We start from the raw sequence: 26,905 nt of genomic DNA, 5'->3' as shown, positions 1-26,905 counted from the left end.
ATATTAAAAAAAGGCTTTGGATTTTTCCAAAGCCTTTTTTTTGATCATATATGCTGTGTCAAATGTATTCATATTCGGGATGATCGAATACCTCTGTTGGAGTTTTTACTGTATTTGGATGATATCGCGCGTTGCCATTCGGCTAGTACAAACTAGACGGCAGAATTTGAATGAACGCGACAATTTTAATAAATCTTGCTTTTATTGCTATCTTTAACTGATATTTAATAGCTATGTTTCCTGAACAAACACCCCATCCGTTTCAATCTTTGTTACGATTGATCTTAATGGTTATCGGTTTTACCATTCTTTCGCAGATTATTGCTATTCTGATTATTGCAAGTTATTATACATACACCAGGCAGGTCTTCTCACTGGAATCCTTAATGAATGGATCGGCCAATGAGATGCGCTTTATGTTGTTAATGAGCAGCTTGGGATCTTTTGTGGTACCGGCTTATCTGATGAATACACGCGAAGGATATGGCATTACTTATTTTAAACTGAAAAAATGGCCTAGTGGAATGCAATTTGGCTATATATTTTTAGCAATGCTTTCTTTTATGCCTTTGATGAGTCTGATCGGTCACTGGAATGAAACCTTACAATTGCCCGATAGTATGCAATCGTTGCAACGTTGGATGGAGCGTAGCGAAAAGGAATCGGGTGATTTAATCAAGGGCATAATCATGGAGTCGAGTATAGCCGGCTTTTTGTACAATATTGTTGTACTGGCCTTGATTCCGGCCATAGGTGAAGAATTGCTGTTTCGTGGTATTTTGCAAAAAATAATAGGAAGATGGTTGAGCAATCAGCATGTGGTTATATGGCTCGTTGCTATTATCTTCAGTGCGATACACCTGCAATTTTTTGGTTTTGTTCCCCGCATGTTATTGGGGGCTTTTTTTGGCTATCTTTATGTATGGAGCAAAAACATCATATTGCCCATCTTTGGGCACTTTGTCAATAATGCCGGAGCCACAATTGGAGCATTTTATTACGTAAGACAGGGAAAGAGTTATGATGAACTCAATGCATTTGAGTTACAATCTTGGTGGATATATCTTGTAGCCTTCATTTTTACTCTTATTTTTGTATTCTTATTTTATCGATCAACGCAAAAAGAAAACAATGGAGAACGATTGGAAAAAAATTAAAACATATACAAATGCTATTCAAGCCGAGATAGTCAAACAAATGTTGGAAGAGAATGGTATTCCGGCTGTCGCGTTGAATAAACAAGATTCTTCTTATCTGTTTGGGAAAATTGAACTTTATGTCAGCGAAGGATCTATCGAAGCAGCCGAAAGGTTAATTGAGGAATCGGAAGGGGATTTTAGTTTATGAAAACAAGAGCAATAACCGGAGTAATCTTTGTGGCTGTTATGATAGCGGCTACTCTTTTGGGAGCTTATGTTTATTCCATCTTTTTTACCTTGCTAAGTACATGGTGTCTTTATGAATTCTATGGAATAATTTCATCCGAAGAACGCGCTCCAAATAAAGTGATTGGTATCGCCCTGGCCTTGGTACTGTTTGTTTTGGGATCCTTAATTTCGATGGATCTGCTTGCGGTAAAATTTTTAGCACTGATTATTCCGTTTATAAGTGTGACTTATATTATTTCACTGTTTCAGAAGAGAGCTTTTCCTTTTAATGATATTGCCTATACTTTTTTGGGAATAGCTTATGTTACATTACCCTTTTTCCTATTTTCCAAATTAGGGTTTATGCAAGGTGCTTTTAACCATGTGCTGCCCTTAGGTTTTTTGATCTTATTGTGGACAAACGATACAGGGGCATATCTCGCTGGACGAAGCTTCGGGAAACGTAAACTATTCGAACGGATCTCACCAAAGAAAACATGGGAAGGTTTTTTCGGTGGATTGATTTTGGCAATTGTTGCTGCAGTGAATCTAGAGAAGTATTTTGGTTATCTACCACTCTGGCAATGGGTAAGTATAGCGGCTATTATCAGTATTGTTGGAACATTGGGAGACTTAGTTGAGTCGATGTTAAAGCGTAGCTTGCACGTAAAAGATTCCGGAAATATATTGCCCGGACATGGTGGTTTTTTAGATAGATTTGATGGATTGTTATTAGCGGCACCTATGGTCTATGTTTTCTTAATTTTAATCAATTGATTGTATTATGAGTCACATTCAAAAATCTACATTTGATTTTTTAACGGAATTGAAAGCCAATAATTCTCGGGAATGGTTTGCCGATAACAGAGCTAAATATGAAGCTGCATTGGCCGATGTGAGAAATTTTTTGACAGATTTAATTGCCGCTTTGAGCGAGTTTGACCCTAAAATCAATACTTCCATACAAGCAAGTAAATGTTTGTTTCGGATTTACCGTGATACACGCTTTTCAAATGATAAAACACCTTATAAAAGTTGGTTTGGGGCAGGAATTTCAGTTGATGGAAGAAAGTTGCAGGGACCAGAGTACTATATTCATATTGGAGCAGAAAATTCATTTATTGCCTGTGGGTATTGGCGTCCAGAAAAGCAACATTTAGAGGCAATAAGACAAGAAATTGATTACAGCGGTAATAAATTGGATGAAATTTTAAAAACAGTATTGACAGGCGGTAATATTGCACTTTTCAAAGAAGATTTACTGAAGCGTGCCCCTGCGGGCTATAGTGAGGATAATCCTTTTATTGACTTTATCAAATTGAAAAGTTTTGTGTTGGATAGATCTTTAACTATTAAGGATTTATCTGCAAAAAATGCGTTAGATAATATCGTGGCTTCCTATAAAAGTATGCTTCCTTTTAAAGAGTTTTTACAAGAAGCCATCGATACGGACTAATTATTCCGGTAAGCTGATTTTGCCCATGCAGACAGCGGGCGAATCTTTAATTTGCGCTACATTGGATTTGTTGCCTACCAAAGTTTCATTTGCTAACAAAGCAAATAGGACGGCCTCTTTTGCATCTGGATTGATACCTAATGTTGCAAAGCTTTCAACTTTACAGGTAGGTAAGCTCCTTTTGATGTAATCAAACAGCAATGGATTGTGCAGTCCACCACCACTTATATATACAGCCACATCAGATAGTCCTTCTGACTGCTTTCGGATGCCGTTGACCATCGCAAGAGCCGCAAAGCGATTGAGGGTTGCCATGACGTTTTCATGTGGAATATGAGTTGTTTTCGAACGCTCTTGCGCCTTTTCGAGATAAGCGAGATTAAATAGTTCTGGCCCGGTGGTTTTTGGAAAGGGCAGTGTTAGAAATTCTTCTGTTAATAATTGATTCAATAGCGCATCATTTACTTGTCCCTTTTTGGCCATATAGGCATCTCTATCCATCTCCTGATTAAAATTAGCCTTCATGTATTGGTTCATCATTGTATTGCCTGGACCGAGATCTGTTGCATAGGCTTTCAATTTTGTTTGATGGCTTGGGATAAATGTGAAATTAGAAATACCGCCAATATTCAGTAAGAATCGATTCTCTGTTGCATGCGAGAAAAGTAGATAGTCGCCATACGCCGCCAAAGGTGCCCCTTCCCCTCCCGCAGCAACATGTTTCTGTCTAAAGTCAGAGAGGGTTATGATGCCGGTATTTACGGCAATATGATCTCCATCGCCGATCTGTAAGGTACTATTGGGCCAATTACGGTCTTTGGTCAATGATTGGGGAGCATGGTATACGGTTTGCCCATGGCTGGCTATACAATCAATCTCGCTGCTTGGTATATTCCACTGTTGTAATGCTGTATTGATTAATTTGGCATGTGTGACTCCAATATAAGCATTGAGTCCCGAAAATAATTGTTGGTCGATATTTCGTTTTGCAAAGACTTCACGGACTCGTGCTCTAAAATCATCCTCATAATCCATTGTAGCAAAATTCTCTAGCTGTATTTTTGTTGTTTTACCTGCATTTTCTATGCGGCATACTGCGATATCAAGACCATCCAGGGACGTTCCGGACATCAGGCCAATAATACGACGTTCTTTCTTTTGTGAAATTTGGTAAAGTCTTTCGATTTGAGGATTCATAGCTTAAAAATAAACACAAAAATGTTATGATGAATATCATTTTTGACAATTAAAGATATTTTGTAACTTCACGGCATTAAAAATCAAAAAATTAAATACAATGAATTTTCCAGCAGAATTGAAATACACCAAAGATCACGAATGGATTCGTGTTGAAGGTGATGAAGCAGTTGTAGGGATTACCGATTTCGCTCAACGTGAATTGGGTGATATCGTTTTTGTTGACATAAACACTGTAGGTGAGGAAGTTGCCGCTAATGAAGTTTTCGGTACAATTGAAGCTGTAAAAACAGTTTCTGATCTATTTTTACCTGTATCAGCTACGATTTTATCGGTTAATGAAGCTATTGATGCATCTCCTGAATTGGTCAATTCTGATCCTTATGGTGAAGGTTGGATTGTTCGTATTAAATTGAACAATGTTGCTGATGTAGATGCTTTGTTATCTGCTGATCAATACAAAGAAGAGATCAACGCATAAATTTGATATATAACAAAAAAATAGGGGCCTATTGGCCCCTATTTTTTTTTGCTATAGTCGTTTATTGACTTTTTAATGTGGTCTTTATTTTTGCTTCAGGCATATCCACGGCACTTGTCATTTCTGTTATCTTGGTAAGGCAGGTGTTTTTATCCAGGACATAGAACCCCTGTACGTTGCCTACCTGATTTGCATCCGGGCCGAACATTTTTCCTTCAACATTTACTTTATAGCCTAGCTCATTTGCTTCTATTAAAGTCATTGTGCTCTCCACCGAAATGCCTGAATCATCAGATTCCGTTTTGGATGTCCATGAGTCACCGATTTTAACAGGCTGTTCAGGTAATACTGTACTTATATTTTCGAACATACTTTTATCAAACGGCATGTTAATACCCTCAGGTAACTTGATGTCAGAAGATTTGCCAAGTTGATCAACATTAAAGCTAATGCTATTTTCTAGCAATTTGCCTAAGGTAGCATGCATCTGTTTGGAAAACTCATTGGCTTCGGGGTTTTTCGAGTCGTAGGACATGTCCATTCCCGCCATATTCATTTTCATGTTTATTCCGGTATATTTAAGGTCAAACGCGAAGATATTGTCTTTTTTCGTTGTATTGGTGATATCAAAGCCCATATTAAGGTCTGTAACCATTTTTTGGCCAGCAGCGTCAATATCCATTGTCATCACAAGGTTTTGCGATATTTTTTTCCCTGAATCGGGATTTACACGTAGTGTGTATTTCTTTTGTGCGGAAGCAGATATCACTAGAAATACAAATACGGCCATCAAAGAGGCAATTCTTAATTTTTTCATATATGGAATTTTAATTTTTTTAATAAGCAACAATCGGCCAGCTTAAATATAAAAAAAAATCCCTTTTACAGGGTAAAAGGGATTTTAATTTTTTAAGAATGTAATTCGTATTACTTCTTGATATAAGATACTTCTTTCACAGCTTTAACAACTTTCTCAACGCTAGGTAAAGCAGCTTCGATCAATGTTGGAGCATAAGGAAGAGGTACATCTGCACAATTTACGCGGATAACAGGGGCATCTAAATAATCAAATGCGTTACGTTGTACATTGAATGCTAAATCCGTCGAAATAGACGCCAATGGCCATGCTTCTTCCACGATTACCAAACGGTTTGTTTTCTTAACAGACGCGATGATTGTAGGATAATCGATAGGACGTACCGAACGCAAGTCAATTAATTCAACGCTGATACCTTCTTTCTTCAATTCTTCAACTGCAGGGATGACAACGCGAGGAAGCATTTTACCAAAAGACACAACAGTTACATCTGTACCTTCTTGGATAATATTAGCTTTTCCGATTTCCAAGTAATATTCTTCTTCAGGAACTTGTCCTTTATCACCATACATTACCTCAGATTCCATGAAGATAACAGGATCTGGATCGATAATAGCTGATTTCAATAAACCTTTAGCTTCATATGGGTTCGAAGGAACCACAACTTTTAAACCTGGTGTATTTGCAAACCAGTTCTCAAAGTTTTGAGAGTGTTGTGCTGCAAGCTGACCCGCATTTCCTGTAGGACCACGGAAGACCATCGGAATAGAGAACTGTCCACCACTCATCGAGTGAATTTTAGCTGCCGCATTGATTACTTGGTCAATTGCAACAAGTGAGAAGTTGAATGTCATGAATTCAACAATTGGCTTCAAACCATTCATTGCAGCACCAACAGCAATACCAGCAAAACCAAGTTCCGCAATAGGTGTATCAATGATACGCTTTGCACCGAATTCATCAAGCATACCCTGACTTACTTTGTAAGCTCCGTTATACTCAGCAACTTCTTCTCCTAATAAAAATATTTTGTCGTCTTTACGCATTTCTTCGTTCATTGCTTCACGAAGTGCTTCTCTGAATTGTATTTCTCTCATCAGTTGTAAAATAGTGTCAATTTTTAGATTACAAATCTACTATTTAAAATTGATATTTTGAAGATTTGAACCCGCTAATTCTATAGTTTTATGTCATTTTTTAATAAGTAAATGACTTTTGTATTAAATTTTTGAATATAAGTTGTTCAGATATTCCAATGTTTTTATAAGTGCCTTATTACTATTCATTATCGCTAACGGAATGTTCCACGTGGCACGGTTCCTTCTTTCCACGTAATTTGAAATACCGCGAATCTCAATCACGGGAATTGTCATTTTATCGGCGGCATAGAAAACGGCAGCTCCTTCCATACTTTCAACAAGACTATTGGGATGCAGTTTTTTAATTTTTTCGATACTTTCTGTGCTACCATGGACTTTGTTTACGGTAATTCCTTCCCCCTGTTGTAGAAAAGGAAGCCTAAGCTCCTTGTCATTCAGTAAACACGAGGTAAATGTAGACCTGCCATAGCCCAATTGATCTATTGGAATAAAATTATGACCGTCTTCCGCACCTAGTTCAACAAATGACTCTGAAACGACCTGAATAACCGAGCCTATTTCAATCGTATGATCCAAACATCCTCCTATCCCGACATTAATAAGGAGATCATATTTTTTTTCGTGCAGCATTCTTCCCAGCTCAAAGCCTGTGGCGACCATGCCTACACCAGTTACTAGGGTATCGCATTGATCGTAATTTGATACCACTTCCAGAAAAGGCTGCAATTCAAATGAAGTAGCCGCAATAATTAATATTTGCATGACGAGCTCGTTTTGGATTGAAAATTACAAATTATCTTGCAAGCGCATCTCTTTTTAACATAAAAATATCATGCTTGCAATGAGTCCTGCTTAGAAACCCGAGCTTGATGTTAATAGCGCGAACTGTTTTTTTGCTATGATCTCCTCTTTTATAATGCTGCACGAACTGTATAGTTTTTGTCCTGATGCTACTGGAAACAATACTAATCGAGCGATATAATAGTTTAAATTAGTTTAGATTTTATATATCCTTAGTTTAGATTTTAGTTAGGGTTACTTTAGGTAAAAGCTATATAAAACCTAAACAAACCCTAACTAAACCCTAACTAAACCCTAACTAAAGGTAAAAGAAAATTGGCCTTAAAAATCAGCATTCGTTGTCGTTCTTTTTAAACAGCGAGTGTTTACACTCCGCTACAAAATTTTATATCAAATCATTCTTGAAAGCGGGTTATGAGTAAGGATAAAGTGCTTAGATTTTTGTCTGTTTGTTCAATAAGAGAGAAAGCACTTCATTATATTACTATATTCTGACGGCATTCCTTAAATTGAGATGTTTTAATTGCACTTAAAGCCTTATCTTTGTATCATTATGGTATTTATAACTCGTCGTGAACGTTTCTGTGCTGCGCACAAGCTCTATCGTGAAGACTGGAGTAAGGAGCAGAATGAGCAGGTATTTGGTCTTTGCTCCAATCCAAATTGGCATGGACATAATTATGATCTTTATGTAACAGTTAAAGGAAAAGTCAACCCGGAGACTGGTTTTTTGATCGATTTAAAGATCATGAAAGAAATAATCAACCGTAGTATCATAGACAAAGTCGATCACCGTAATTTCAATTTAGATGTTGATTTTATGAAAGGAGTCATGGCTTCTACGGAAAATATCGCAATCGAAATATTTAAGATCTTAAAACCGCTGTTTGACGAACAGGGTGTGATCTTGCATAGTGTCCGTTTGCATGAAACAGAAAATAATTACGTCGAATATTTTGGCGATTAATCTTTAATACATTTAAATAGTAGAAACTATGAGTCAACACTCATTTGACAACGAAGAGTTGGATGGATATATTAAGATCGACAAATACAATACTGAAAAGGTAGATCGCATCGCTGCTCATTATACAGATATATTGGAATGTCTGGGGGAAGATCCAAAACGCGAAGGTTTAGTGAAAACACCAGAACGTGTTGCAAAGGCACTGCAATTTCTGACACATGGCTATGATATCGATGCTGCGGAGGTATTACGTGGTGCTATGTTTGAGGAAGACTATAGTCAAATGGTCGTCGTTAAGGATATTGAAGTATATTCTCTTTGTGAGCACCATATGTTACCTTTCTTTGGTAAAGCCCATATTGCATATATTCCAAATGGCCATATTGTAGGTTTAAGCAAGATACCACGTGTCGTTGATATTTTTGCGCGTCGTCTGCAGGTTCAGGAACGTCTCACCAATGAGATCAGAGATTGTATTCAAGAAACTTTAGGCGCTCGTGGTGTAGCTGTGGTTATGGAATGCAAGCACATGTGTATGGCGATGCGTGGAGTTCAGAAACAGAATTCCGTAACGACTACCTCTGCATTTACTGGAGCATTCCAAAATGATGTGACAAGATCCGAATTTTTACGCTTGATCACTGCTGATCTTGCTTAGTATATTTGTTGTTTAATAATAAAAAAGCCCCCCTAAAAGATGATCTTTTAGGGGGGCTTTTTTTTGATGAAATTTGGAAACAAAATAGAAAATCAAAAAATGGCAATATGGCTTTTTTATGCATCTGACGCGATTTCCGAAAAATGCTCTTTACAAAAGGATAATTGTATTTTGCTGATATTCAGCTTTTTGTAAAAAAAAGTTTTTATCATAAAAATGTTTTTTGGTACCTTTGTGGTTATGGAAATTGTTGCCGACGATTTAGAGTCCTATTTGGAACATACTACAGACGAGGAAAATTCGTTACTGAAAAGGGTAAATCGGGAGACATATTTGAAGGAAACAATGCCCCATATGTTATCTGGACACTACCAGGGAAGAGTTCTTTCTTTATTGAGTAAATTGGTTGCTCCGAAACGTATCTTGGAGATAGGAACGTTTACGGGATACGCAACGTTGTGTCTCGCAGAAGGGCTGCAGGAAGATGGGATATTACATACTATCGATATCAATGCAGAGCAACAAGAACGCGTCCAAGGTTATTTTGATGAATCGGCATTTGCTGATAAAATCAACTATCATATTGGAGATGCAGCGGTAATACTACCTACATTAGATGAAACATTTGATCTGGTATTTATCGACGCGGACAAAAAGAGAAATTTATATTATTTCGAAACGATAATAAATCAAGTTCCGTCTGGGGGACTTATTTTGATTGACAATGTCTTATGGAAAGGTAAGGTGTTAGATTCAAAACCAGACAACCAAACAAAGCAGATCATTGATTTGAATGCACGTTTAGCTCAGGACAAGCGCGTAGAAAAGGTAATATTACCGATTCGAGACGGACTTTTTGCCTTACGCAAGAAGTAATTTGTGAACTAAAACATTCTTCATGAATTTAAAACAATTAAAAAGCTTTGTACTGTTACTAGCTTTGGGAACTTTTGGATTAACAAAAGTTTCAGCTCAAAGTAATGCGGCATATGTCGATAAGTACAGTCCAATAGCAAAAGAAATGATGGAGGAACACGGTGTTCCAGCATCGGTTATCTTAGCCATCGCTATGCATGAAAGCGGAAATGGTGGTAGCAGGGTAGCAAAAAATTTGAATAACCATTTTGGTGTCAAAGGAAAAAACAACAGTACCGTTATTCGGTCAGCTTACAAAGGTTATCGGTCTGTCATGGACTCGTATGATGATTTTGTAGGAATAGTAAAAAGAAAAAAGACTACTCAAAGTCTTTTTGAAAAACATCCTGGTGAAAAATACGAAGCTTGGGTAAAAGCGATTGCTCGTTCGGGTTACTCGACGAGTAAAGGTTGGACAGCAAAAGTACTCGCTACTATTAGACAATATCATTTGGATATGTTTGATAATGATGCTAAGCAAAATAGATTCTCGTCAACAAAAAAATAAGCGCGATAGTATTGCATGAAGAAGTTTTTTTATGGCATGTTTGTATTCATGATGTTGATTACATCATGTTCAAGCCGGAGAGGCACAATATCCTCCTCTAAATCTGGCTCCAATTCAAAAACTTCTTCATCCTCTTCTGTGGGACGACCGACCATGGCTGGCAACGACTATATTGCTCATTACAAAGATGTGGCCGTTGCAGAAATGAATAAATATGGTATTCCTGCGAGTATTAAACTTGCTCAGGCTTTACTGGAATCCGGTAATGGTAACAGTTATCTTGCGCGTGAGGCTAATAATCATTTCGGTATTAAATGTGGCGGAGTTTGGAAAGGAAAATCCGTGACTCGTCCCGATGATAATATCAATGACTGCTTTCGTGTTTATGAAAATCCCGAACAATCTTTTCGGGATCACTCAGAGTTTCTGTTACGACCGCGATATGCGGCACTCTTTAAGTTGAATAAGAACGACTATAAAGGCTGGGCCAAAGGCTTGAAAGCGGCTGGATACGCCACCAATCCGCGTTATCCTGAATTGCTGATCGAAATGATCGAAAGATATCATCTTGATCAATACGATCGCGGTGAATCGCCACGTGAAAAGGTTGTACGTGAAGAGACTGTTCAGGTCGAGATCGTGCAGAATGTACAAGAAACCCCTCCTACCGTCGTAAAGACAGAAGAAATCAAGAGCCCGGTAGCTATGCGTATTCATGAGGTTAAAGCGCAGGATACGTTATATTCGCTCAGTAAGCTGTACAATGTATCCGTTGATCAGATCAAATCCCTAAACGGTCTTACCGATGATGCGCTATCTTTAGGGCAGCTATTGGTTATATCTAAATAGTTACGCTTTAAAAGATGTTAAATATTTCGCTTTTGTACAGCGATATAGTAGTTTTACGAAAGTGATACTATTGCGATATATTTTTCTACTTATTGCCCTTGTGGGCTTTACCTCTCCACTTTTTTGCCAAGATAAAAAAGTCGAGGGTATCGTTTTTGATAAAAATACCAAACAACGTATTGGAAATGTAAGGCTGGCCAACTTACGTACTGGCGAGGTCAATTATAATACTATTAAAGGAGAATTTGTCTTTAATGCACAACTAGGAGATCATATTGTTGCGATATGTAAAGGCTATTTTTCAGATACTCTTCAGGTGGATAACCGCGGATTGTTGCTGTTTCATTTGGTACGTGAATCGTTTTATATTGATGAAGTTCAGGTTTTTGCACGCAAGACACCAGAGGAAATTCTGAAAAAAGCAAAAGAGGATTATGAGAAAGCGTATCGTCTTGCGGGTTATGGAGACGTATTTTCTGTTGGCCCAAATGGGGCTGGATTAAGCATCAATTCAATTTATAGTTTATTTAGCAAGGAGGCTAAAAGAGCACGTCGACTAACTAAAACCATTGAAAACGATTATAAGGAAAATGTGATCGACTACAAATTTACGAAAGAGCTTATCAGTAAGATTACAGGATTAAATAGCGAAGAAGCTGAACGATTTAGAAGGATATTTAGACCCTCCTATTTCTTTATTCTCTCAGCGAGTGATTATGAATTGGTGAATTATATCAAAGATTGTTATTCACGGTATCAATTGAACCCTTCGCAATATTTTATTGAGCCTTTTCCAACAATTAATTATAAATTAGTACCGTAAACAAAAAATAGACGTTTTCAGAATGAAGTTATTCAATTTTGTCGGCATGGCTCTGCTTTGCCTTTCTATTACCAGCTTAAAAGCACAGGATCTGAAAGATCTTCGAGCAAAACCAGATACCGTAATTTCTGTACAGAAAGAGCAACCATTAAATATTAAAACGATTCGTCCTATAGTTCCCAAACTAAACTTAGAGGTAGACTATTGGAAACATTGGACAAAATTCGGGATCAATTTAAACCAGGCGTCATTTAATGATAATTGGAAAGGTGGGGGTGTTGGTTCTATTGCTGTAGGATTGAATGCGAATCATAAATCGGATTATACGAAGGACAATTTCAATTTTGTGACCGAAGTTGATTTACGTTATGGAAAGATAAAGAATACCAATAATATTGCGAAGAAGAATAATGACCGTATATTTTGGGATAATAAGCTTTCTTATAAATTGTCTGCCAATTGGGCATTGTTTACGTCGGTGACATTTGAGTCGCAATTTGATGCGGGTTATAAGTATAAAACGGTTAACGGCAGAGATACAATAGACTATATTGAGAATGCTTTTATGGCACCAGCTTATCTGACAGAATCTTTCGGTCTTGAGTATAAGCCTAGTAACGAATTTTCCTTGCGTTTTGGTACGGGTACTGCACGTCAAACTTTTATCTTGGATGAGCGTGTTAAGCCTCGTTCTGGAGAAGGTTTCTTTGAGAAATATGGCTATTATAGAGATCCTAACAATCCAAGTGCGGGTACTGGTGAACGATTTGGTGTAAAGGAAGACCGCTCTTTTGCCAATGCACTGGCATTTCAGCTAACGGGTAACCTGGACAAAAACTTCACAGATAAACTGAATGTAAAGGCTCGTTATAACCTTTTTGCTGACTACGAGAAACTTTCCAACCCTACACACCGTTTGGATGTAACTGTAACGGCAAAAGTCACGAGAGTCATCAATGTGAACTTAAATGGTATCATGATCTACGATCCAGATGTTATTTCAAGAGTGCAGTTGAGTCAGTCGTTGGCGATGGGTATAGTCTATAGTTTACCAAAATAATGTTTAGGCCTGTGTCAATAGGGATATTGCTTTGTTCACTGCTGTCTTTGGCAAGCTGCAAGTCGAAGATACAGCCGGTGGTTGCAAAGCCGCTAGTTGCGTCATTTGCTTCTGCATTGGTTGTGGAAGAAAAGGTCGAAGCTAAGCCAGATACCAATTTATTGACACCGGAGGAAAGAAAGGTTGTTTTTTTACAGAAGTCTGGAAACCATCCTTATTGGCGCCAAGAGGAAGCCATACATTATGATGTTCGTAAACCTAACTATGTCATTATTCATCATACAGCACAAGATAGTATTGGGCAGACAATCAAAACCTTTCAGATTCCAAGAACTAAAGTGAGTTCACATTATGTCATTGGCCGGAATGGGGAGATTATACAAATGTTGAACGATTATGTTCGGTCTTGGCATGCAGGGGTGGCAAAATGGGGTTCTATTGTCGACATGAACTCCTGTTCTATTGGTATAGAATTGGATAATAATGGTAGGGAGCCTTTTCCTGAGGCACAAATTAATTCATTGATGACTGTGCTTGATACCTTGAAATCGCGTTATTTAATTCCAGCAAATAATTTTATTGGCCATGCTGATATCGCTCCATCACGCAAGAATGATCCAAGCGTTTTTTTCCCGTGGAAAAAGCTTGCAGAACGGGGTTTTGGAATATGGTATGATGAAGGACAGCTTGTGGCCCCTCCTGATAGCTTTAATGCGATAGACGCGCTTAAAATTATTGGTTATGATACGTCCAATCTAAAAGCCGCTATCGTTGCCTTTAAACGAAAATTTGTCGTTCGGGATACAACCCCCGAATTGACCATATATGATAAGAGTGTATTGTACAATATCTATAAAAAATACTGAGCCTGAGCAATCAGGCTTTTTTTTATTCAAGATCCCTTTTGACCTCTATAGGACTAGGTGCTTTCGTCCCCAGTTGTACGATATAGGCGATTAACATGACAGCTAGGCAGCCAATAAGATTTAGCCAGAGAAAAGGAATCTTATTCATCGTCCATACTGCTATCACTATAATTTCGGAAAGAATAGCTGCAAGAAAAACAGCTTTGCCTTGGATTTTCTTCATGTAGAAGGCGACGATAAAAATCCCTAGGATAGTACCATAGAATAGTGAGCCCAAGATATTGACCGCTTCGAGGAGATTACCCAATCTGTTCGCATACAAAGCAACAATAACAGTAAATGTACCCCAGATCAACGTAAATAAACGCGACCACAAAAGGTCTTGTTTTTCAGATGAGTTAGGATTAATAAATCTTTTGTAGATATCAATGGTCGTTGTTGAGGCCAATGAGTTAATAGCACTTGCCGTAGAACCCATGGATGCGAGAAAAATGACCGCTATGAGTAGCCCAATTAGACCCTTTGGGAAGACGCTTGTCACAAAAGAAAGAAAGACATAATTATTGTCATTCGTTTCCGCTGTTGGGTTGTTTTTTTTGATTAAGTCCAAAGTCCCTTCTTTTACGACCTGCATTTTTGCATTAAGTTGACCGAGTGAGGATCGATAATCAGCAATTCTTTTTTCATCGTCGTGATCCAATGCTGTATTAAGCTGCTGAACAACAGATTCACGTGTTTTAAATAGCTCGCTATGCTTTTGTTCGAGAAGCTGGTAGTCAGGAGCATATTTGCTTTCTTTGAGCTTCTTGATCTCGACTTGATTAAAAAAAATGGGCGGCTGATGGAATTGATAATAGGCAAATACCAGAACTCCAATCAACAGGATAGCAAATTGCATAGGGATTTTCAAGAGACCATTCATAATTAATCCCATGCGACTTTCTTTGATCGAAGCCCCTGTCAAATAACGACCTACTTGACTTTGGTCGGTCCCGAAGTAGGAAAGCTGTAGGAAAAAACCACCGATTAGTCCTGTCCAAAGCGTATAGTTATTATTGAGATCAAAAGTGAAATCCAATGCATTGGTTTTTCCTGATTTTCCTGCAATATGAAGTGCTTTTGATAATCCAATAGACTCTGGCAACAGATGGATAACTAATATACCTGCTACGAGTAATGATCCAAAGATAATGCTCATTTGAAGCAACTGTGTATGAGACACGGCTTTGGTTCCTCCATAGGTCGTATAGATAACAACAAAACTTCCTATGGCCAATGTGGTCCATGTTAGATCAATATGAAGGATGGTCGATATAATTAAAGCCGGTGCAAAGATGGTTATACCCGTTGATATTCCCCGCTGTACCAAAAAAAGAATGGCGGTGAGCCCTCTGGTTTTGACATCAAACCGTTTTTCTAGAAATTCGTAGGCTGTAAATACTTTTAGCTTATGAAAAATAGGAACAAATGTAATGCAGAGCACAATCATGGCCAACGGAAGACCAAAGTAGAATTGGACAAAACTCATTCCTGAGGAATAAGCTAAGCCGGGGGCAGATAAGAAAGTAATGGCGCTCGCTTGCGTCGCCATTACCGATAATCCGACGTGATACCAGGGTAAAGAACGATTACCTAGAAGATATCCATCAATATTTTTTATACCTCTACTCTTATAAACGCCATAAATGACAATAACTAAGAGTGTCAGAAATAACACGATCCAATCTGCTGTACTCATGAATAGTGGTTCGTGAAAATGTACAGAAAAAGGATGAATACGAATAGCCAGATAACGACCAACCAGTAGAAACGCTTCCAGCTATTCATCTTTCTTATCTATCTGAAGGCTTTTGAGGATAAATAACGCTATTAAAAATAGCAGCGATAATCAATCCGACAATAGCACCTCCAAAGATGCTTAAAAATGTCTCGTTTGCAGTGAATCCAATTAATGCACCAAATACTACAGCAACTAAAAGAATGATTCCTTTTGCTTTGCCAGCATCAATTGTCGTGCAGCTGTTGTCAATCTGATTTTCCATTATTATATTATTTTGATTTTGATAGCAAATTTACGAATAATCTGTAAGCTCCGGGAATCCCGGCAGGCAATTGTCTGAAAAAAGACAAAGATGTATAAACAAATTTACCTTTTCCATATTGAGCAATGAGTAATGAGCCATTATGTAACGGTTCGCCGGGATCTTGCATGGTGATCGGGGTGCGGTACTTTTTATCGATATCTTCCGCAAAGTAGAGTCCCCGCTCCTGCACCCAGTGTTCGAAGTCAGCTTCGCTGATCTTGTTCGGGTAATTAAAAATCGGGTCATTTTTATCGAAATGTACCGTTGCAAGTTCGTCTGTTACACGGCTTCTGCCGATGCTAAAAGGAAAAGGGCCAAAGTTTTTTGAGAACAGTCCATTGTTTACATTGTACTGTTCCAGGACCGTTCCACCCATGTTCACATACGCAAGTAGTCTGTTTTGGAGCTGTGCAATTTGCTTGTTGACGTTGAATATTCGTACACCCAAGATTACAGCATCGTAGCTAGAGAGATCTGCTTTTAATGCCTGTTCGTTACTTAATACATCGACTTTAATACCAATGGCCGCCAGCGACTCCGGAATTAGATCCCCTGCCCCATGGATGTATGCCACTTTCTTTATGTCGTTGATCAGGTTGACATTGCTCATTTTTATAGCGACATCTGGGAAATAAACAATATTAGGTATATGATTGTAATCGATGGATTTTATCTCTTTTAAGTGCTCTTTGTTTGCTAAGAGGAAGTCCAGGGTATCAATGGAAGATTTAGAAGCATCTGATGGTTTTATGCTGATCTCTTTGGAAATTGTACGTTCGCCTTTGTCAAAAGATAGGTCAAAAGATGCCGGTGAAACTTCCCAGCCTTTAGGTACATTCGGTCTGACGTTAAATGTGGTTGTGTTTGCTTGTCCGTTTTTCTGAAAAGTCAGATTCATTTTGACAATGTGGGCATTTTGTGTAAGTGCCAAAGGGCTGGAACTTTTTGCCGTCAACTGTGGGACGATCACAATGGGGTCGTAGATTTCGCCACGAACAGGATCGGTATATTTATATTTTATGGGCTGACTGAGTGTGATATTTTCACCATTGATCCGGAGTTGAAATGATACCTCTGGAGCATAGGGGTTTTCTGGATAGCCAGTCAGGTTAAAATCACTGACATTAAATTTGCCTTTTCCATGTGGATCAATCAACCAGTATGGTTGTGTCGTCCTGTCGGCATGTATAAGAACCGAGTCTCTTTGTAGCTTGTTTATTTTTAGTGTTTCATGAATGCTATTTCCATTTATTTGGGTCAGCTCAACGGTTACATTTGGACGTCGAACAATAATGGAATGTTCTACTTTGATCTGATCTTCCAAGGCATAGGATGGATTTTTAGCGATACTTTCGAACCAAATTCCACCACAGGCAAGAATTAGTTTTTCAACCTCTTTTTTCTTTTCAGTTTTCCAGTATTCATCATCAATTTGATCCAGTGCTTTGTACAGTTGGATCAATTCAGCAATGATCAATTCGGGTTTATCAATTTGATATGTTTGATTGATGTGGTCAATTAAGGACTCAACTTTACTGCCGTTTTGAATTCTTTTCCATGAGGTGTCAACTCCATCCAAGAGTGTATTTTTTGCAGGTGCACCGTCTACATACTCAAAGTATTCGATTGATGAGCCACGTTGGCTTGCCGAACCAAAGCCTTGGCTTTTGTGTGATGAACGGCTGTGTGCGGCAATTTCTCCATAAGAGGCTCCTAGAAGAGAATTGTAATCCCCGATATCTATTTTTAACTGATCTTCACGTGTATTGTTTTGACCTCCGAAGTTAGCTGTATTCCAAAGCAAGCGTTTAGCTTTCCAGGGGCGTACAAATTGAAGTTGCTCTGGAAATTGATTCGGATCAGCAGCAGCTTTAAAGGCTTCATGTGCTAGAATGGCGGAAGCTTGATGATGACCATGTCCACCCCTTGGATCTGGAGGAAAACGTGTGATGATGACATCGGGTCTAAATTTGCGGATAATCCATACGGCTTCGCGAAGAACACGCTGTTTATCCCAGAATTCGAAAGTTTCTTCTGGAGTCTTTGAGAATCCAAAATCATATGCTGAGGAAAAAAATTGCTCACCCTTATCGATTTTTCGAGCAGCCAGTAATTCCTGCGTTCGAATCAATCCAAGTTCAATACCTTGTTCTGTTCCGATGAGGTTTTGTCCGCCGTCACCTCGAGTTAGGGATAAATAACCTGTTTTATATTTTTTTTCCTGAGCTAGCCAAGCGATTAGCCGGGTATTTTCATCATCCGGATGTGCCGCAAAATAAAGGACTGAGCCCAACACGTTCAGTTTTTCTAGATTAACTTTAATTTCAGCAGCATTCCACTGTGGATTCTGTGCTTTAACGATTGAAGTTGACAAGATACCAGCCAAAATAATAATAACAGAGAGAAAAGGTCTTCGCATGTTTAAAGATAAAGATTTTGATGAACAACGGATTGTTGGAGATTGTAATTTTATTGACAGTCTTTAAGTAGCGTGTTTATGACGTTGGTTTATTGCTTTGACTTACGGATATTAACCATTAACCTGATTCAACTTAGGTCAATATTTAGCGAAGAGGTAAAGGGATCGATCGTTGAAAGGTAAAACAGAGGTATAAATAAAAAACGGAAATCCCAATCAATTTGGAATTTCCGTTTAACAATTAAAATATTTTTTCCTGAAACGAATTTTTAGAGAATAGTTATTTTGTCGCTTCGCTCCAAGTGGCAACCTTTAACATAGTAAATATATGTAGAAAATATTTAGTTCTGTTAGATTACTTTAATTAGTTTTCCACATTGCTAAATTTTGTCAACATTTTAGCTTTTGGAAAACATATAATATATAGGCGTCATGCGTTTAAGATGCTGCAATACAACGATCTTTAGGGTAAGATAGATTCTCCACTACCTTAAAAAAAATCTGGATTGGTCTAAATCCAATTGCATATTTGTTTGACAAATTTCAATTGATGTTAGTTTTTATGCTTCAAATGCTCAAAAACGACAGGAACAACCTTTAAAGAAAGTTTCACACGAATGCTTTTTTGCAAAGACTATTTATCAATAGCACCTAGAACACGCTTCATAAACATATTTAACGCGTCTTTTTTTGAGTTACCTTCTTTAATTAATTTATCAACCTCTACAGCTCCGTATAGGTTTGAAATCAATTCACCAAGAACGTCAAGTTCTTCATCCTTTAAAGGAGCTTCGGTTAATGCTTCCAGTGTCTCGATTGTTTCCAGGACATAATCTACATCATTCTGCTCGATGAACTCTGTCAAATGCTTAATTACTGGTAGTTTCATTGAATAATTCTACTAATGCGTCTAACTTATTTGTTTGTACCTGATTGACTAATTTACCGTTCTTAAAAGCGGCAAAAGTGGGTAGGTTATTGACATTTGCCAGTTTGCGGGATTCAGGAAATTTTTCTGCATCAGCAATAACAAAAGGTACGCTATCATTTTCGCCAGCCAGTTTTTTGAATTTTGGTTTCATGATTTTGCAGTTACCGCACCAAGTGGCAGAGTACTGAACCATCACAATATCGTTATTGTTTACAATTTCTTGTAAATTATCGTTTTCTAATTCTTGTAACATGATTTTATTATTAAGGTGATTGTTGGAGAAATCAACAGGAGCCGGGAAAAGCTCCTGTTGATAAGACACTGTGGTCTTGTATTGTTAGTGTTTCGCTAAATAATCAGCTACACCTTTTCTATCTGCGTTCATGGCATCTTTACCTTCTTCCCAGTTTGCAGGACACACTTCGCCAAATTTCTGAACGTGAGCGTAAGCGTCGATCAAACGTAAATATTCTTTAACGTTACGGCCCAAAGGCATGTCGTTTACTGATTCATGGAATACACGGCCAGTTTCATCGATCAAGTAAGTTGCTCTATAAGTAACCGCAGAACCTTGAGCCAATGTTCCGTATTCAGGGTGTTCAACTTCTTGAACATCTAAGATTCCCAATATACTTGATAAGTTACGGTTGGTGTCTGCCAAAAGAGGATATTCAACACCTTCAATTCCACCGTTATCTTTTGCTGTGTTTAACCAGGCAAAGTGTACTTCATTTGTATCGCAAGAAGCGCCGATTAAGACTGTATTGCGTTTTTCAAATTCAGCAGCTGCTTCTTGGAAAGCGTGCAATTCAGTAGGACATACGAAAGTGAAATCTTTTGGATACCAAAATAAAAGCACTTTTTTACCTTCTTTAACTGCTTTTTCAAAAATGTTGATTTGTAAATTGTCGCCTAAATAATCAATTGCATCTACTGTAATGCTTGGAAAACTTTTACCTGTGAAACTCATAATATATCTTTCTTTTTTTTGTTGACACAAAGATACAGCAACTCGATGCAAAAAGCGAATTGATTTTACCAATACACTATCGTCAAAATCTATTATGACTAGATTATAACAATAAGTTTTTATTATAATAATGATAACTTGATCTCATGATGAACAGATCATTTGAATGTTTCTTGAAAATAAATGAATTAATACTGCGGTAGTTACAAATTTATGGCCTAAAATAATTGCAGTTTTGCAAATCAAAAGCTACTTTTGCGACGTTCAATTCTAGAACAACACAATGCTGGAGGGGTTCCAGAGCGGTCAAATGGGACGGACTGTAAATCCGTTGCTTCGGCTTCGAAGGTTCGAATCCTTCTCCCTCCACCATTTTTCATTTTCTAAATCCAGTTTATCTTTCAGGTTCTAAATTTGCGTTTGTTCGGGACTATTCCATCGTACATGAAACGGCTTTAATATAGATTTTTTGCTATTGTGGATGTTAATGGCTTTAGTATAACCAGTCTATACAGGGGTTACCTCTCTTTTTGAAAAAAATATAACAGGATTTTAGACTAGCTATTGACTTATATATAAAATAAACCTAAGTTTGGCTTCTGAAAAGGCCCCGTAGTTCAACGGATAGAATAGATGTTTCCTAAACATTTGATAGCAGTTCGATTCTGCTCGGGGCTACTGAGAAAAGCGATGGATTTCCATCGCTTTTTTTGTTTAGTGTTTAATAGTTTTTCTTTTCTTATCAAAATAAATGCGTAATAGAATTGTAAATTTTTAATAGAATGTTTACTTTCGGATCATTATTTACACATACAGCAATTTTACTTTTGGCCTGTAATTCTGTAACATAGATTGAATGGGAAAATTTTTATTATACCAATTTAGAAAGGTATATGCAGCTAATCCTGCTTTTTTTGTTTGTTTTGCCATTTGGATGGCCTTAATGACAGCTATAGTTGTATTTATACCGAAGGGAGATTCATTCCATTTTGTGAATACACGTCATGCATTTTGGGCCGATATTCTTTTTACAATACAGACCTATTTTGGAGATGGTCTTTTTGTTATAGGTGTTTTTATTGCTTACTGCTGTACACAGCAGTGGAATTTTGCTCGAGCTATCCTCGGGACTTATATCTTTTCAGGGCTGATCTGTTGTGTATTGAAAAACCTTTTCGATGCCGATAGACCGGCAACGGTATTTCATGGAGACCCAACATTCCATGTTGTTTCTTGGTTGCGTGTAGCGCACTTTAACTCTTTCCCTTCTGGACATACAACGTCGGCCTTTGCGATGGCAGCTACGTTAGCCATTATCTCAAAAAATAGGGCTTTTGGTATAATTTTATTTGTTCTTGCTGTATTAACGGGCTATTCTCGGGTGTATTTGGGCCAGCATTTTGTAGAAGATGTATGGTTTGGATCGATTTTAGGAACCAGTACAGCTTGTTTTTATTTACTTGCAATGCCTTATGTTTTAAGAAGTAAACGCATGTCATTTGGCCTGAGATTTCTTCAGGTCAAAATCTAAAGTGCAAATTCGGTAAACATGTGCGTTGATAGATTAGGCTACGCGTGTTTCTTTAAATAAAGATAATCGCCCAACCATCACAAACATCAATAGGCCGAAACAGGCAAAAACACCGTAGGAATAGCGTAGGCTAAAAGCTTCAGCAATATATCCAATTAAAGGCGGTCCCATTAAGAAGCCCAGGTAACTGATGCTTGAAACCATGGCTAAGGCTACTCCAGATGGTACATTTTTGTTCTGCCCAGCAATGCTATAGATAGATGGGACGTTACAGGCCACACCCATACCTACCAACATAAAGGCTAGGGTACAGATGATAAATTCGGGGAAGATAACCGATGTCATCATTCCGACGAACATCAGGAGGCCACTGTATTGCAGGGTTCTTTTTCTCCCTAATTTGCGAATGACAGCATCACCAACAAAGCGCCCAGTGGCCATCATAATCATAAAAGACGCGTAGCCAACGACAACAAATTTTTCAGGAGCTTGAACGATCTCTTTGAAATAGACCCCACTCCAGTCAAACATTGCCCCTTCTGTTGCCATGCTGAAAAATCCGATAATGCCGAGTTGAAGTAAGCCACCTTCTGGTTTAGAGAAAAAACTACGCTTTTCCTTTTGAGGAGATTTGCCCGGAACCAGATACTTTTGGTTGATTAGTGTATTTGCTGTGACAATGACTAATATGATTAAAAAATGATAAAAGGTGTTCAGACCCAAATTCATCGTTAACAAGCCAACTAGTGCGCCTGTGAAGCCAGCGATGCTCCAGGCCCCATGAAAAGAAGTCATTATTGATTTTTTGAAAATCTGCTCAGTTGCAACGCCTTGCGTGTTAACGGAAATATTACACATATTGCCAGTGACACCAAACAGAAATAATATGCCTCCCAACTGCCAGGCATTCTGTGCGAAGGGGATGGAGCACAGGACCAAGGTGTAAGCGATAGGTACAATACGCAAAACACTTGCACTGCCATATTTTGTGACCAGCTTTCCTGAGAGAGCCATTGTTGCAAGCTGCCCAACAGGAAGCATTAATAAAATTGTACCCAATTGCCCCTCACTTAAATGGAGATGAGCTTTAATAACAGGAATTCGACTTGCCCAAGATGCAAACGCGATCCCTTGGCAAAAAAAGAAAAGTGATACCGCGATTCTTATGCGATTTCGTTTGTTATAAAGATCTTCTTCTGAGTGAGTTAACGTTGCTTCCATAGTTTCTGATTTGAGGGTGCAAAGTTAAGGATAAGTATCCCATTAAAAAATATAATGATTCAAAAAATATTTCAACTTTTGGGTTGCAATAGGGATACAGAAATATGCCTATATTTAAATTGTTTATCGGCTTGCTTATAATTATATGCTATTGTTGTGATAATTATCTTCTCTTGCAATCTTCTGGTAAGAAAATAGTACGTTGTCCTTTTTTGAATTCGGCTAAAACATATGTATTCAATGTGATATACTTTGCATAACCATTCCTTGTATAAAAACCGGAAAGAGACACATTTGTTTCAGTCTATTTCAAGCATGCTTCAAGTTAAGAAGATATTAGTTGCGGAAGTCAAAAATAGGCCAAGTGGGAACTTCTACTTCATTAGAAAATAAATACCAATGAAATAGGGAGGAAAGGCTTACAATCAAATGCTGAAATCGTGAAGAAATATAAATTCTTCACGATTTCATAGTGGTTTGTTCAATACCTATTCTACCTTTGTATTGGCAAACAATTATTAGCCTCCTAGATAACATGATAAAAAAACTAATCTTAAGTACAGTTCTAGCCTATGCTGGAACAACCTGTGTTATTGCCCAACAACCCACATTTTTGTCCCATCCGACATTGAGTCCCGATGGTAAGGAAATGGTTTTTAGTTACGAAGGTGACCTTTGGAAAGTAGGGAGCCAGGGTGGTGTTGCAGTTCGGCTGACAGGAATGGAAGGAAATGAGATCAATCCACGAATTTCCCCTGATGGAAAATGGTTGGCTTTCTCGGCCAATCAAAATGGTAACATGGACGTCTATGTGATGCCTTTGGCTGGTGGAGATATACGACAGCTTACATCGCACGATGCTTCGGATGAAGTAGACAGCTGGAGCTGGGATAGCAAGACGCTTTATTTTACGTCATCGCGTTACAATAGAATGAGTGCTTATCAAGTCGCTTTGGATGGCGGAACGGCAACAAGGTTGTTTCCTCATGTCTTTAATTATATCAGTAATGTGGTGCCAACACCTTCAGGAGAATTATTATTCAATGACAGCTGGGAAGGCTATAGCTCGGCCAACCGCAAGCGATATAAAGGTGCTTTCAATCCGGATATAAAGTCCTATAATCCCAAAACAAAAGCTTTTCAACAGTATACAGATTATATAGGTAAGGATTTTTGGCCGACAGTAGACCAGAAAGGAAACATATTCTATGTGTCCGACGAAAGCAATGGTGAATACAATCTTTATCAAATAGCTGGAAAAGCGAAAACCCAATTGACCTCTTTCCCAGAATCAATCAAACGTCCGTTTGTCGCGGCAGATGGTAGTAAGATCGCTTTTGAAAAGGGGTACCAGCTTTATATTTACGATGTCAATGGAAAGAAAACCATGCAGCCCAGCATCGCACTTAACCGTAATCAGGTCCTAGGAAAGCTGAAGGAGTTCAATATTTCAGGTAACATCAGTAATTTCGACGTTTCACCGGACGGGAAAAAGATGGCATTTGTATCCCGTGGGGAATTGTTCGTTTCGGATATCGAAGGAAAGTTTGTTCGTCAGATGCCTAGTCAAGGGGAGCGCATCATGGAAGTTAAATGGCTTAAAGACAGTAAAACATTGCTCTATAGTCAAACGCATCAAGGGTATCAGAACTGGTTTTCACGTACAGCAGACGGTAAAGGAGAGGTAAAACAATTGACACAAGATCTGCGTAACAATCGGGATATTACATTCAATGGGGATAAAACAAAAGCGGTATATCTCAGCGGACGTGATGAAGTTCGTCTATTGGATTTGACAAGTTTGAAGAGCCAAACAGTAGTTAGAGATGAAATCTGGGCATTTCAAAATTCTTCGCCCTCATTTTCTCCCGATGGAAATTATCTTTTATTCACGGCTATACGCAATTTTGAACAGGATATTTTTGTGTATAACCTGAAAAATAAGCAAACGACTAATTTGACAAATACAGGTGTTACAGAAGCAGCACCATATTGGTCTCCTGATGGTAAATACATTTATTTTGCGAGTAATAGGACTAAACCTTCTTATCCTACTGGTATGCAAAACTCAAGCATTTTCCGAATGGCATTGACTAACTTTGACCAACCTTATCGTAGCGCAAAGTTTGATGAATTATTTGTAACACCTGAAAAGAAAGATACGACAGTAAATAAAACTGGTGCAACTAAGAAGGAAGATGCTGCTAAGGATAAGAAGAAAAATGATGCCGACAAGGTAAAGTTAACCGCAACACCAGCAGCCGAAGCAAAGAAAGCTGTTTTGGTCCAATTGGATTTAGAAGGATTGCGTGACCGAATTGAGCAAGTCAGTCCAGCATTTGGAACACAATCTGATCCTTTGGTGATACAAAAAGGGGATAAATCCTATTTGTTCTATGCTTCCAATCATGAAGGAAAATATAGTACATATCGTACCGTATATGAGTTATTTACACCAGCCAAAACCGAAAAAGTCACAGATGGAGGTATGGGGCAATTTGTAGAGTCTGCAGGCAAGTACTTCGTGCTGACCCGAGGAACAATTCAGAAATATAATCTTGACTTGAATAAGCTTGATGCGGTCACCATGAGTTTTAAATTCAATCGGGATCTTGAGAAAGAGTTCAATCAGATGTTTTATGAGACATGGGCCAATCTGGAGGAGAATTTCTACGATAGCAATTTCCATGGTGTAGATTGGACCGCTGTTAAAAAGAAATATGAGAAATATCTTCCAGGTATCAACGATAGGACAGATTTGCGCATCCTCTTAAATGATATGTTGGGCGAACTCAATTCGTCACATTTGGGGTTCAGTTCTATGGGGCAGGAAGAACGTAAGCCGTTTGGTTTTGTAACGAATGAAATCGGTGTGATCTATGATACAAGCAACCCTTATAAGATTAGCTATATTGTTCCGAATGGCCCCGCAGCAAAGAAAGAGGCCGATATTCACGCGGGTGATATTCTCATGGCGATTAATGGAACAAAATTGAATACGCAGGCAGACCGCGATAGTTATTTTACTTGGCCTTCACTGGAAGAAGAAATCCAATTGACCTTGAATCGTAATGGCAAGGAAATTCAGACAAACATTCGTCCGGTATCAAGCGCTGTGTTTAGAGACCTCCTCTACGACCAATGGATTAGAGATAACCGAAGCCGAGTTGATCAGTTGAGTAGCAATAAGATAGCGTATTCACACATGAAAAATATGTCGGATACTGAGTTACAGCGGTTCTTGATCGACATGGCTGAACAGGAGAATAACAAACAAGGGATTATTTTAGATTTACGGTATAATACAGGCGGAAATGTGCACGATGAAGTTTTACGATTCCTGTCACAACGCCCTTACTTACAATGGCAATACCGAGGTGGTAAACGTGCGCCACAAAGTAATTTTGCACCATCTGCCAAACCTATTGTTTTATTGATTAATGAGCAATCGCTGAGCGATGCTGAAATGACCGCTGCGGGCTTTAAAGCCCTTAAATTGGGGAAAATCATCGGTAATGAGACCTATCGTTGGATTATTTTTACTTCTGCTAAAGGCTTAGTCGACGGATCAAACTATCGACTTCCGTCTTGGGGATGTTATACGCTTGATGGTCAGGATCTCGAGCAAACCGGAGTTGCCCCCGATATTCTTGTAAAAAATACAGTACAAGATCGGATGGAAAATAAAGATCCGCAATTGGAAAGAGCAATAAAGGAAATTCTTGACAATATCAAATAGGGAAGTAACAGTTAGAATTACTTACTGAAAATAGGCTGTCCAACTTTTGTTGGACAGCCTATTTTTTTAACGTCTCATGTTTTTATGAATACGATCTTCTAATTTTTGCTATTTATTACCCTTCAGCGTATGATTTACCTCATTC

Annotated in this window: 26 protein-coding genes and 2 tRNA genes; 17 read left to right on the top strand and 11 right to left on the bottom strand. The window is 38.3% G+C overall.

From position 1 onward, the window contains the following. The first annotated feature begins 233 nt into the window (after positions 1-233). Genes B4N43_RS15555 through B4N43_RS15540 form a run of 4 tightly spaced genes read left to right on the top strand, consistent with a single transcriptional unit; the run spans position 234 to position 2,823 of the window. Complete coding sequence (locus B4N43_RS15555) at positions 234-1,157, top strand: CPBP family intramembrane glutamic endopeptidase (RefSeq protein ID WP_286735528.1); 924 nt, start codon at positions 234-236, stop codon at positions 1,155-1,157. Further along, entirely contained in the window at positions 1,132-1,347 is a 216-nt protein-coding gene (locus tag B4N43_RS15550; RefSeq protein ID WP_083663420.1) for a DUF2007 domain-containing protein, read from the top strand. Before B4N43_RS15555 ends, B4N43_RS15550 begins: the two co-directional genes overlap by 26 nt. Next, positions 1,344-2,144: a phosphatidate cytidylyltransferase gene (locus B4N43_RS15545; RefSeq protein ID WP_286735527.1), complete on the top strand. Its 801-nt coding sequence runs from the start codon at positions 1,344-1,346 to the stop codon at positions 2,142-2,144. Before B4N43_RS15550 ends, B4N43_RS15545 begins: the two co-directional genes overlap by 4 nt. Before the next feature lie 7 nt (positions 2,145-2,151). Further along, positions 2,152-2,823, top strand: coding sequence for a DUF2461 domain-containing protein (locus B4N43_RS15540; protein ID WP_286735526.1), 672 nt, complete (start codon positions 2,152-2,154; stop codon positions 2,821-2,823). Here B4N43_RS15540 and B4N43_RS15535 read toward each other — a convergent pair whose 3' ends face one another. Next, positions 2,824-4,020 (bottom strand): anhydro-N-acetylmuramic acid kinase, encoded by a 1,197-nt coding sequence (locus B4N43_RS15535; protein ID WP_145328262.1) that lies wholly within the window; start codon positions 4,018-4,020, stop codon positions 2,824-2,826. A gap of 100 nt (positions 4,021-4,120) precedes the next feature. Here B4N43_RS15535 and gcvH point away from each other — a divergent pair, with 100 nt between their 5' ends. Then, complete coding sequence (gene gcvH / locus B4N43_RS15530; protein WP_075990412.1) at positions 4,121-4,501, top strand: glycine cleavage system protein GcvH; 381 nt, start codon at positions 4,121-4,123, stop codon at positions 4,499-4,501. A gap of 61 nt (positions 4,502-4,562) precedes the next feature. On the opposite strand, the gene B4N43_RS15525 is transcribed toward gcvH, so the two are convergent. The 3 genes from B4N43_RS15525 to mqnB all read right to left on the bottom strand — a co-directional run bounded on the left by B4N43_RS15525 (position 4,563) and on the right by mqnB (position 7,180). Further along, entirely contained in the window at positions 4,563-5,318 is a 756-nt protein-coding gene (locus B4N43_RS15525; RefSeq protein ID WP_088163385.1) for a DUF6263 family protein, read from the bottom strand. Positions 5,319-5,428: 110 nt separating this feature from the next. Then, on the bottom strand, positions 5,429-6,415 hold the full coding sequence (locus B4N43_RS15520; RefSeq protein ID WP_046673190.1) for a pyruvate dehydrogenase complex E1 component subunit beta: 987 nt from the start codon (positions 6,413-6,415) through the stop codon (positions 5,429-5,431). A 123-nt stretch (positions 6,416-6,538) separates the two neighbouring features. Next, positions 6,539-7,180, bottom strand: a complete 642-nt coding sequence (gene mqnB, locus B4N43_RS15515) for a futalosine hydrolase (RefSeq protein ID WP_286735525.1) — start codon at positions 7,178-7,180, stop codon at positions 6,539-6,541. Positions 7,181-7,772: 592 nt separating this feature from the next. Between mqnB and B4N43_RS15510 the strand changes: the two genes are divergently transcribed. From B4N43_RS15510 to B4N43_RS15475, 8 genes are all read left to right on the top strand, one after another. Further along, on the top strand, positions 7,773-8,186 hold the full coding sequence (locus B4N43_RS15510) for a 6-pyruvoyl trahydropterin synthase family protein (RefSeq protein WP_070562714.1): 414 nt from the start codon (positions 7,773-7,775) through the stop codon (positions 8,184-8,186). A 28-nt stretch (positions 8,187-8,214) separates the two neighbouring features. Beyond that, entirely contained in the window at positions 8,215-8,844 is a 630-nt protein-coding gene (gene folE / locus B4N43_RS15505; protein WP_046673193.1) for a GTP cyclohydrolase I FolE, read from the top strand. Between the two features lie 240 nt (positions 8,845-9,084). Further along, on the top strand, positions 9,085-9,720 hold the full coding sequence (locus B4N43_RS15500) for an O-methyltransferase (protein WP_075994564.1): 636 nt from the start codon (positions 9,085-9,087) through the stop codon (positions 9,718-9,720). A gap of 22 nt (positions 9,721-9,742) precedes the next feature. Then, complete coding sequence (locus B4N43_RS15495) at positions 9,743-10,267, top strand: glucosaminidase domain-containing protein (protein WP_046673195.1); 525 nt, start codon at positions 9,743-9,745, stop codon at positions 10,265-10,267. Between the two features lie 15 nt (positions 10,268-10,282). Beyond that, on the top strand, positions 10,283-11,116 hold the full coding sequence (locus B4N43_RS15490) for a glucosaminidase domain-containing protein (RefSeq protein WP_088163383.1): 834 nt from the start codon (positions 10,283-10,285) through the stop codon (positions 11,114-11,116). 70 nt (positions 11,117-11,186) lie between these two features. Beyond that, positions 11,187-11,939: a hypothetical protein gene (locus B4N43_RS15485; protein ID WP_232475647.1), complete on the top strand. Its 753-nt coding sequence runs from the start codon at positions 11,187-11,189 to the stop codon at positions 11,937-11,939. Between the two features lie 22 nt (positions 11,940-11,961). Next, complete coding sequence (locus B4N43_RS15480) at positions 11,962-12,999, top strand: DUF3078 domain-containing protein (protein WP_088163381.1); 1,038 nt, start codon at positions 11,962-11,964, stop codon at positions 12,997-12,999. An 11-nt stretch (positions 13,000-13,010) separates the two neighbouring features. Further along, positions 13,011-13,865, top strand: a complete 855-nt coding sequence (locus tag B4N43_RS15475) for an N-acetylmuramoyl-L-alanine amidase (protein ID WP_232475646.1) — start codon at positions 13,011-13,013, stop codon at positions 13,863-13,865. Positions 13,866-13,887: 22 nt separating this feature from the next. Here B4N43_RS15475 and B4N43_RS15470 read toward each other — a convergent pair whose 3' ends face one another. From B4N43_RS15470 to B4N43_RS15445, 6 genes are all read right to left on the bottom strand, one after another. Then, positions 13,888-15,603 (bottom strand): sodium:solute symporter, encoded by a 1,716-nt coding sequence (locus tag B4N43_RS15470; protein ID WP_286735524.1) that lies wholly within the window; start codon positions 15,601-15,603, stop codon positions 13,888-13,890. 94 nt (positions 15,604-15,697) lie between these two features. Further along, positions 15,698-15,907, bottom strand: a complete 210-nt coding sequence (locus tag B4N43_RS15465; RefSeq protein WP_070562731.1) for a hypothetical protein — start codon at positions 15,905-15,907, stop codon at positions 15,698-15,700. Between the two features lie 7 nt (positions 15,908-15,914). Continuing rightward, positions 15,915-18,368 carry a PIG-L family deacetylase gene (locus tag B4N43_RS15460; RefSeq protein ID WP_145328266.1) on the bottom strand — a complete coding sequence of 818 codons (2,454 nt, stop codon included), beginning with the start codon at positions 18,366-18,368 and terminating at the stop codon, positions 15,915-15,917. A gap of 634 nt (positions 18,369-19,002) precedes the next feature. Next, positions 19,003-19,233: a DUF6952 family protein gene (locus tag B4N43_RS15455; RefSeq protein WP_236560329.1), complete on the bottom strand. Its 231-nt coding sequence runs from the start codon at positions 19,231-19,233 to the stop codon at positions 19,003-19,005. Positions 19,234-19,237: 4 nt separating this feature from the next. Continuing rightward, positions 19,238-19,552, bottom strand: a complete 315-nt coding sequence (locus B4N43_RS15450; protein ID WP_046673204.1) for a thioredoxin family protein — start codon at positions 19,550-19,552, stop codon at positions 19,238-19,240. An 84-nt stretch (positions 19,553-19,636) separates the two neighbouring features. Beyond that, a complete protein-coding gene (locus tag B4N43_RS15445) occupies positions 19,637-20,269 on the bottom strand; it encodes a peroxiredoxin (RefSeq protein WP_070562738.1) in 633 nt (210 codons plus the stop codon). 288 nt (positions 20,270-20,557) lie between these two features. On the opposite strand from B4N43_RS15445, the gene B4N43_RS15440 reads away from it, so the two are divergent. The 3 genes from B4N43_RS15440 (at position 20,558) to B4N43_RS15430 (ending at position 21,800) form a co-directional block, all read left to right on the top strand. Then, positions 20,558-20,641 (top strand) — tRNA-Tyr (locus B4N43_RS15440). A 234-nt stretch (positions 20,642-20,875) separates the two neighbouring features. Next, positions 20,876-20,947 (top strand) — tRNA-Arg (locus B4N43_RS15435). Positions 20,948-21,125: 178 nt separating this feature from the next. After that, positions 21,126-21,800 carry a phosphatase PAP2 family protein gene (locus tag B4N43_RS15430; RefSeq protein WP_088163376.1) on the top strand — a complete coding sequence of 225 codons (675 nt, stop codon included), beginning with the start codon at positions 21,126-21,128 and terminating at the stop codon, positions 21,798-21,800. Between the two features lie 33 nt (positions 21,801-21,833). Here B4N43_RS15430 and B4N43_RS15425 read toward each other — a convergent pair whose 3' ends face one another. Then, positions 21,834-23,021, bottom strand: a complete 1,188-nt coding sequence (locus B4N43_RS15425; protein WP_088163375.1) for an MFS transporter — start codon at positions 23,019-23,021, stop codon at positions 21,834-21,836. Positions 23,022-23,556: 535 nt separating this feature from the next. On the opposite strand from B4N43_RS15425, the gene B4N43_RS15420 reads away from it, so the two are divergent. Next, complete coding sequence (locus B4N43_RS15420; RefSeq protein WP_286735523.1) at positions 23,557-26,760, top strand: S41 family peptidase; 3,204 nt, start codon at positions 23,557-23,559, stop codon at positions 26,758-26,760. Positions 26,761-26,905: the final 145 nt, after the last annotated feature.

It is taken from the genome of Sphingobacterium sp. UBA1897 (assembly GCF_002337775.1).
In the GTDB taxonomy this organism is placed as follows: Bacteria; Bacteroidota; Bacteroidia; order Sphingobacteriales; family Sphingobacteriaceae; genus Sphingobacterium; species Sphingobacterium siyangense.
The sequence above is the reverse complement of the archived record's forward strand: the minus strand, read 5'-3'. Positions and strand labels throughout refer to the sequence as shown.

Coding starts and splice junctions, on each gene's coding strand:
- B4N43_RS15490 (WP_088163383.1), top strand. CDS start 10,283: ATGAAGAAGTTTTTTTATGGCATGTTTGTATTCATGATGTTGATTACA.
- B4N43_RS15470 (WP_286735524.1), bottom strand. CDS start 15,603: ATGAGTACAGCAGATTGGATCGTGTTATTTCTGACACTCTTAGTTATT.
- B4N43_RS15430 (WP_088163376.1), top strand. CDS start 21,126: ATGGGAAAATTTTTATTATACCAATTTAGAAAGGTATATGCAGCTAAT.
- B4N43_RS15545 (WP_286735527.1), top strand. CDS start 1,344: ATGAAAACAAGAGCAATAACCGGAGTAATCTTTGTGGCTGTTATGATA.
- B4N43_RS15425 (WP_088163375.1), bottom strand. CDS start 23,021: ATGGAAGCAACGTTAACTCACTCAGAAGAAGATCTTTATAACAAACGA.
- B4N43_RS15510 (WP_070562714.1), top strand. CDS start 7,773: ATGGTATTTATAACTCGTCGTGAACGTTTCTGTGCTGCGCACAAGCTC.
- B4N43_RS15420 (WP_286735523.1), top strand. CDS start 23,557: ATGATAAAAAAACTAATCTTAAGTACAGTTCTAGCCTATGCTGGAACA.
- gcvH (WP_075990412.1), top strand. CDS start 4,121: ATGAATTTTCCAGCAGAATTGAAATACACCAAAGATCACGAATGGATT.
- B4N43_RS15460 (WP_145328266.1), bottom strand. CDS start 18,368: ATGCGAAGACCTTTTCTCTCTGTTATTATTATTTTGGCTGGTATCTTG.
- folE (WP_046673193.1), top strand. CDS start 8,215: ATGAGTCAACACTCATTTGACAACGAAGAGTTGGATGGATATATTAAG.
- B4N43_RS15550 (WP_083663420.1), top strand. CDS start 1,132: ATGGAGAACGATTGGAAAAAAATTAAAACATATACAAATGCTATTCAA.
- B4N43_RS15555 (WP_286735528.1), top strand. CDS start 234: ATGTTTCCTGAACAAACACCCCATCCGTTTCAATCTTTGTTACGATTG.
- B4N43_RS15525 (WP_088163385.1), bottom strand. CDS start 5,318: ATGAAAAAATTAAGAATTGCCTCTTTGATGGCCGTATTTGTATTTCTA.
- B4N43_RS15450 (WP_046673204.1), bottom strand. CDS start 19,552: ATGTTACAAGAATTAGAAAACGATAATTTACAAGAAATTGTAAACAAT.
- B4N43_RS15535 (WP_145328262.1), bottom strand. CDS start 4,020: ATGAATCCTCAAATCGAAAGACTTTACCAAATTTCACAAAAGAAAGAA.
- B4N43_RS15520 (WP_046673190.1), bottom strand. CDS start 6,415: ATGAGAGAAATACAATTCAGAGAAGCACTTCGTGAAGCAATGAACGAA.
- B4N43_RS15465 (WP_070562731.1), bottom strand. CDS start 15,907: ATGGAAAATCAGATTGACAACAGCTGCACGACAATTGATGCTGGCAAA.
- B4N43_RS15500 (WP_075994564.1), top strand. CDS start 9,085: ATGGAAATTGTTGCCGACGATTTAGAGTCCTATTTGGAACATACTACA.
- B4N43_RS15480 (WP_088163381.1), top strand. CDS start 11,962: ATGAAGTTATTCAATTTTGTCGGCATGGCTCTGCTTTGCCTTTCTATT.
- B4N43_RS15540 (WP_286735526.1), top strand. CDS start 2,152: ATGAGTCACATTCAAAAATCTACATTTGATTTTTTAACGGAATTGAAA.
- B4N43_RS15495 (WP_046673195.1), top strand. CDS start 9,743: ATGAATTTAAAACAATTAAAAAGCTTTGTACTGTTACTAGCTTTGGGA.
- mqnB (WP_286735525.1), bottom strand. CDS start 7,180: ATGCAAATATTAATTATTGCGGCTACTTCATTTGAATTGCAGCCTTTT.
- B4N43_RS15445 (WP_070562738.1), bottom strand. CDS start 20,269: ATGAGTTTCACAGGTAAAAGTTTTCCAAGCATTACAGTAGATGCAATT.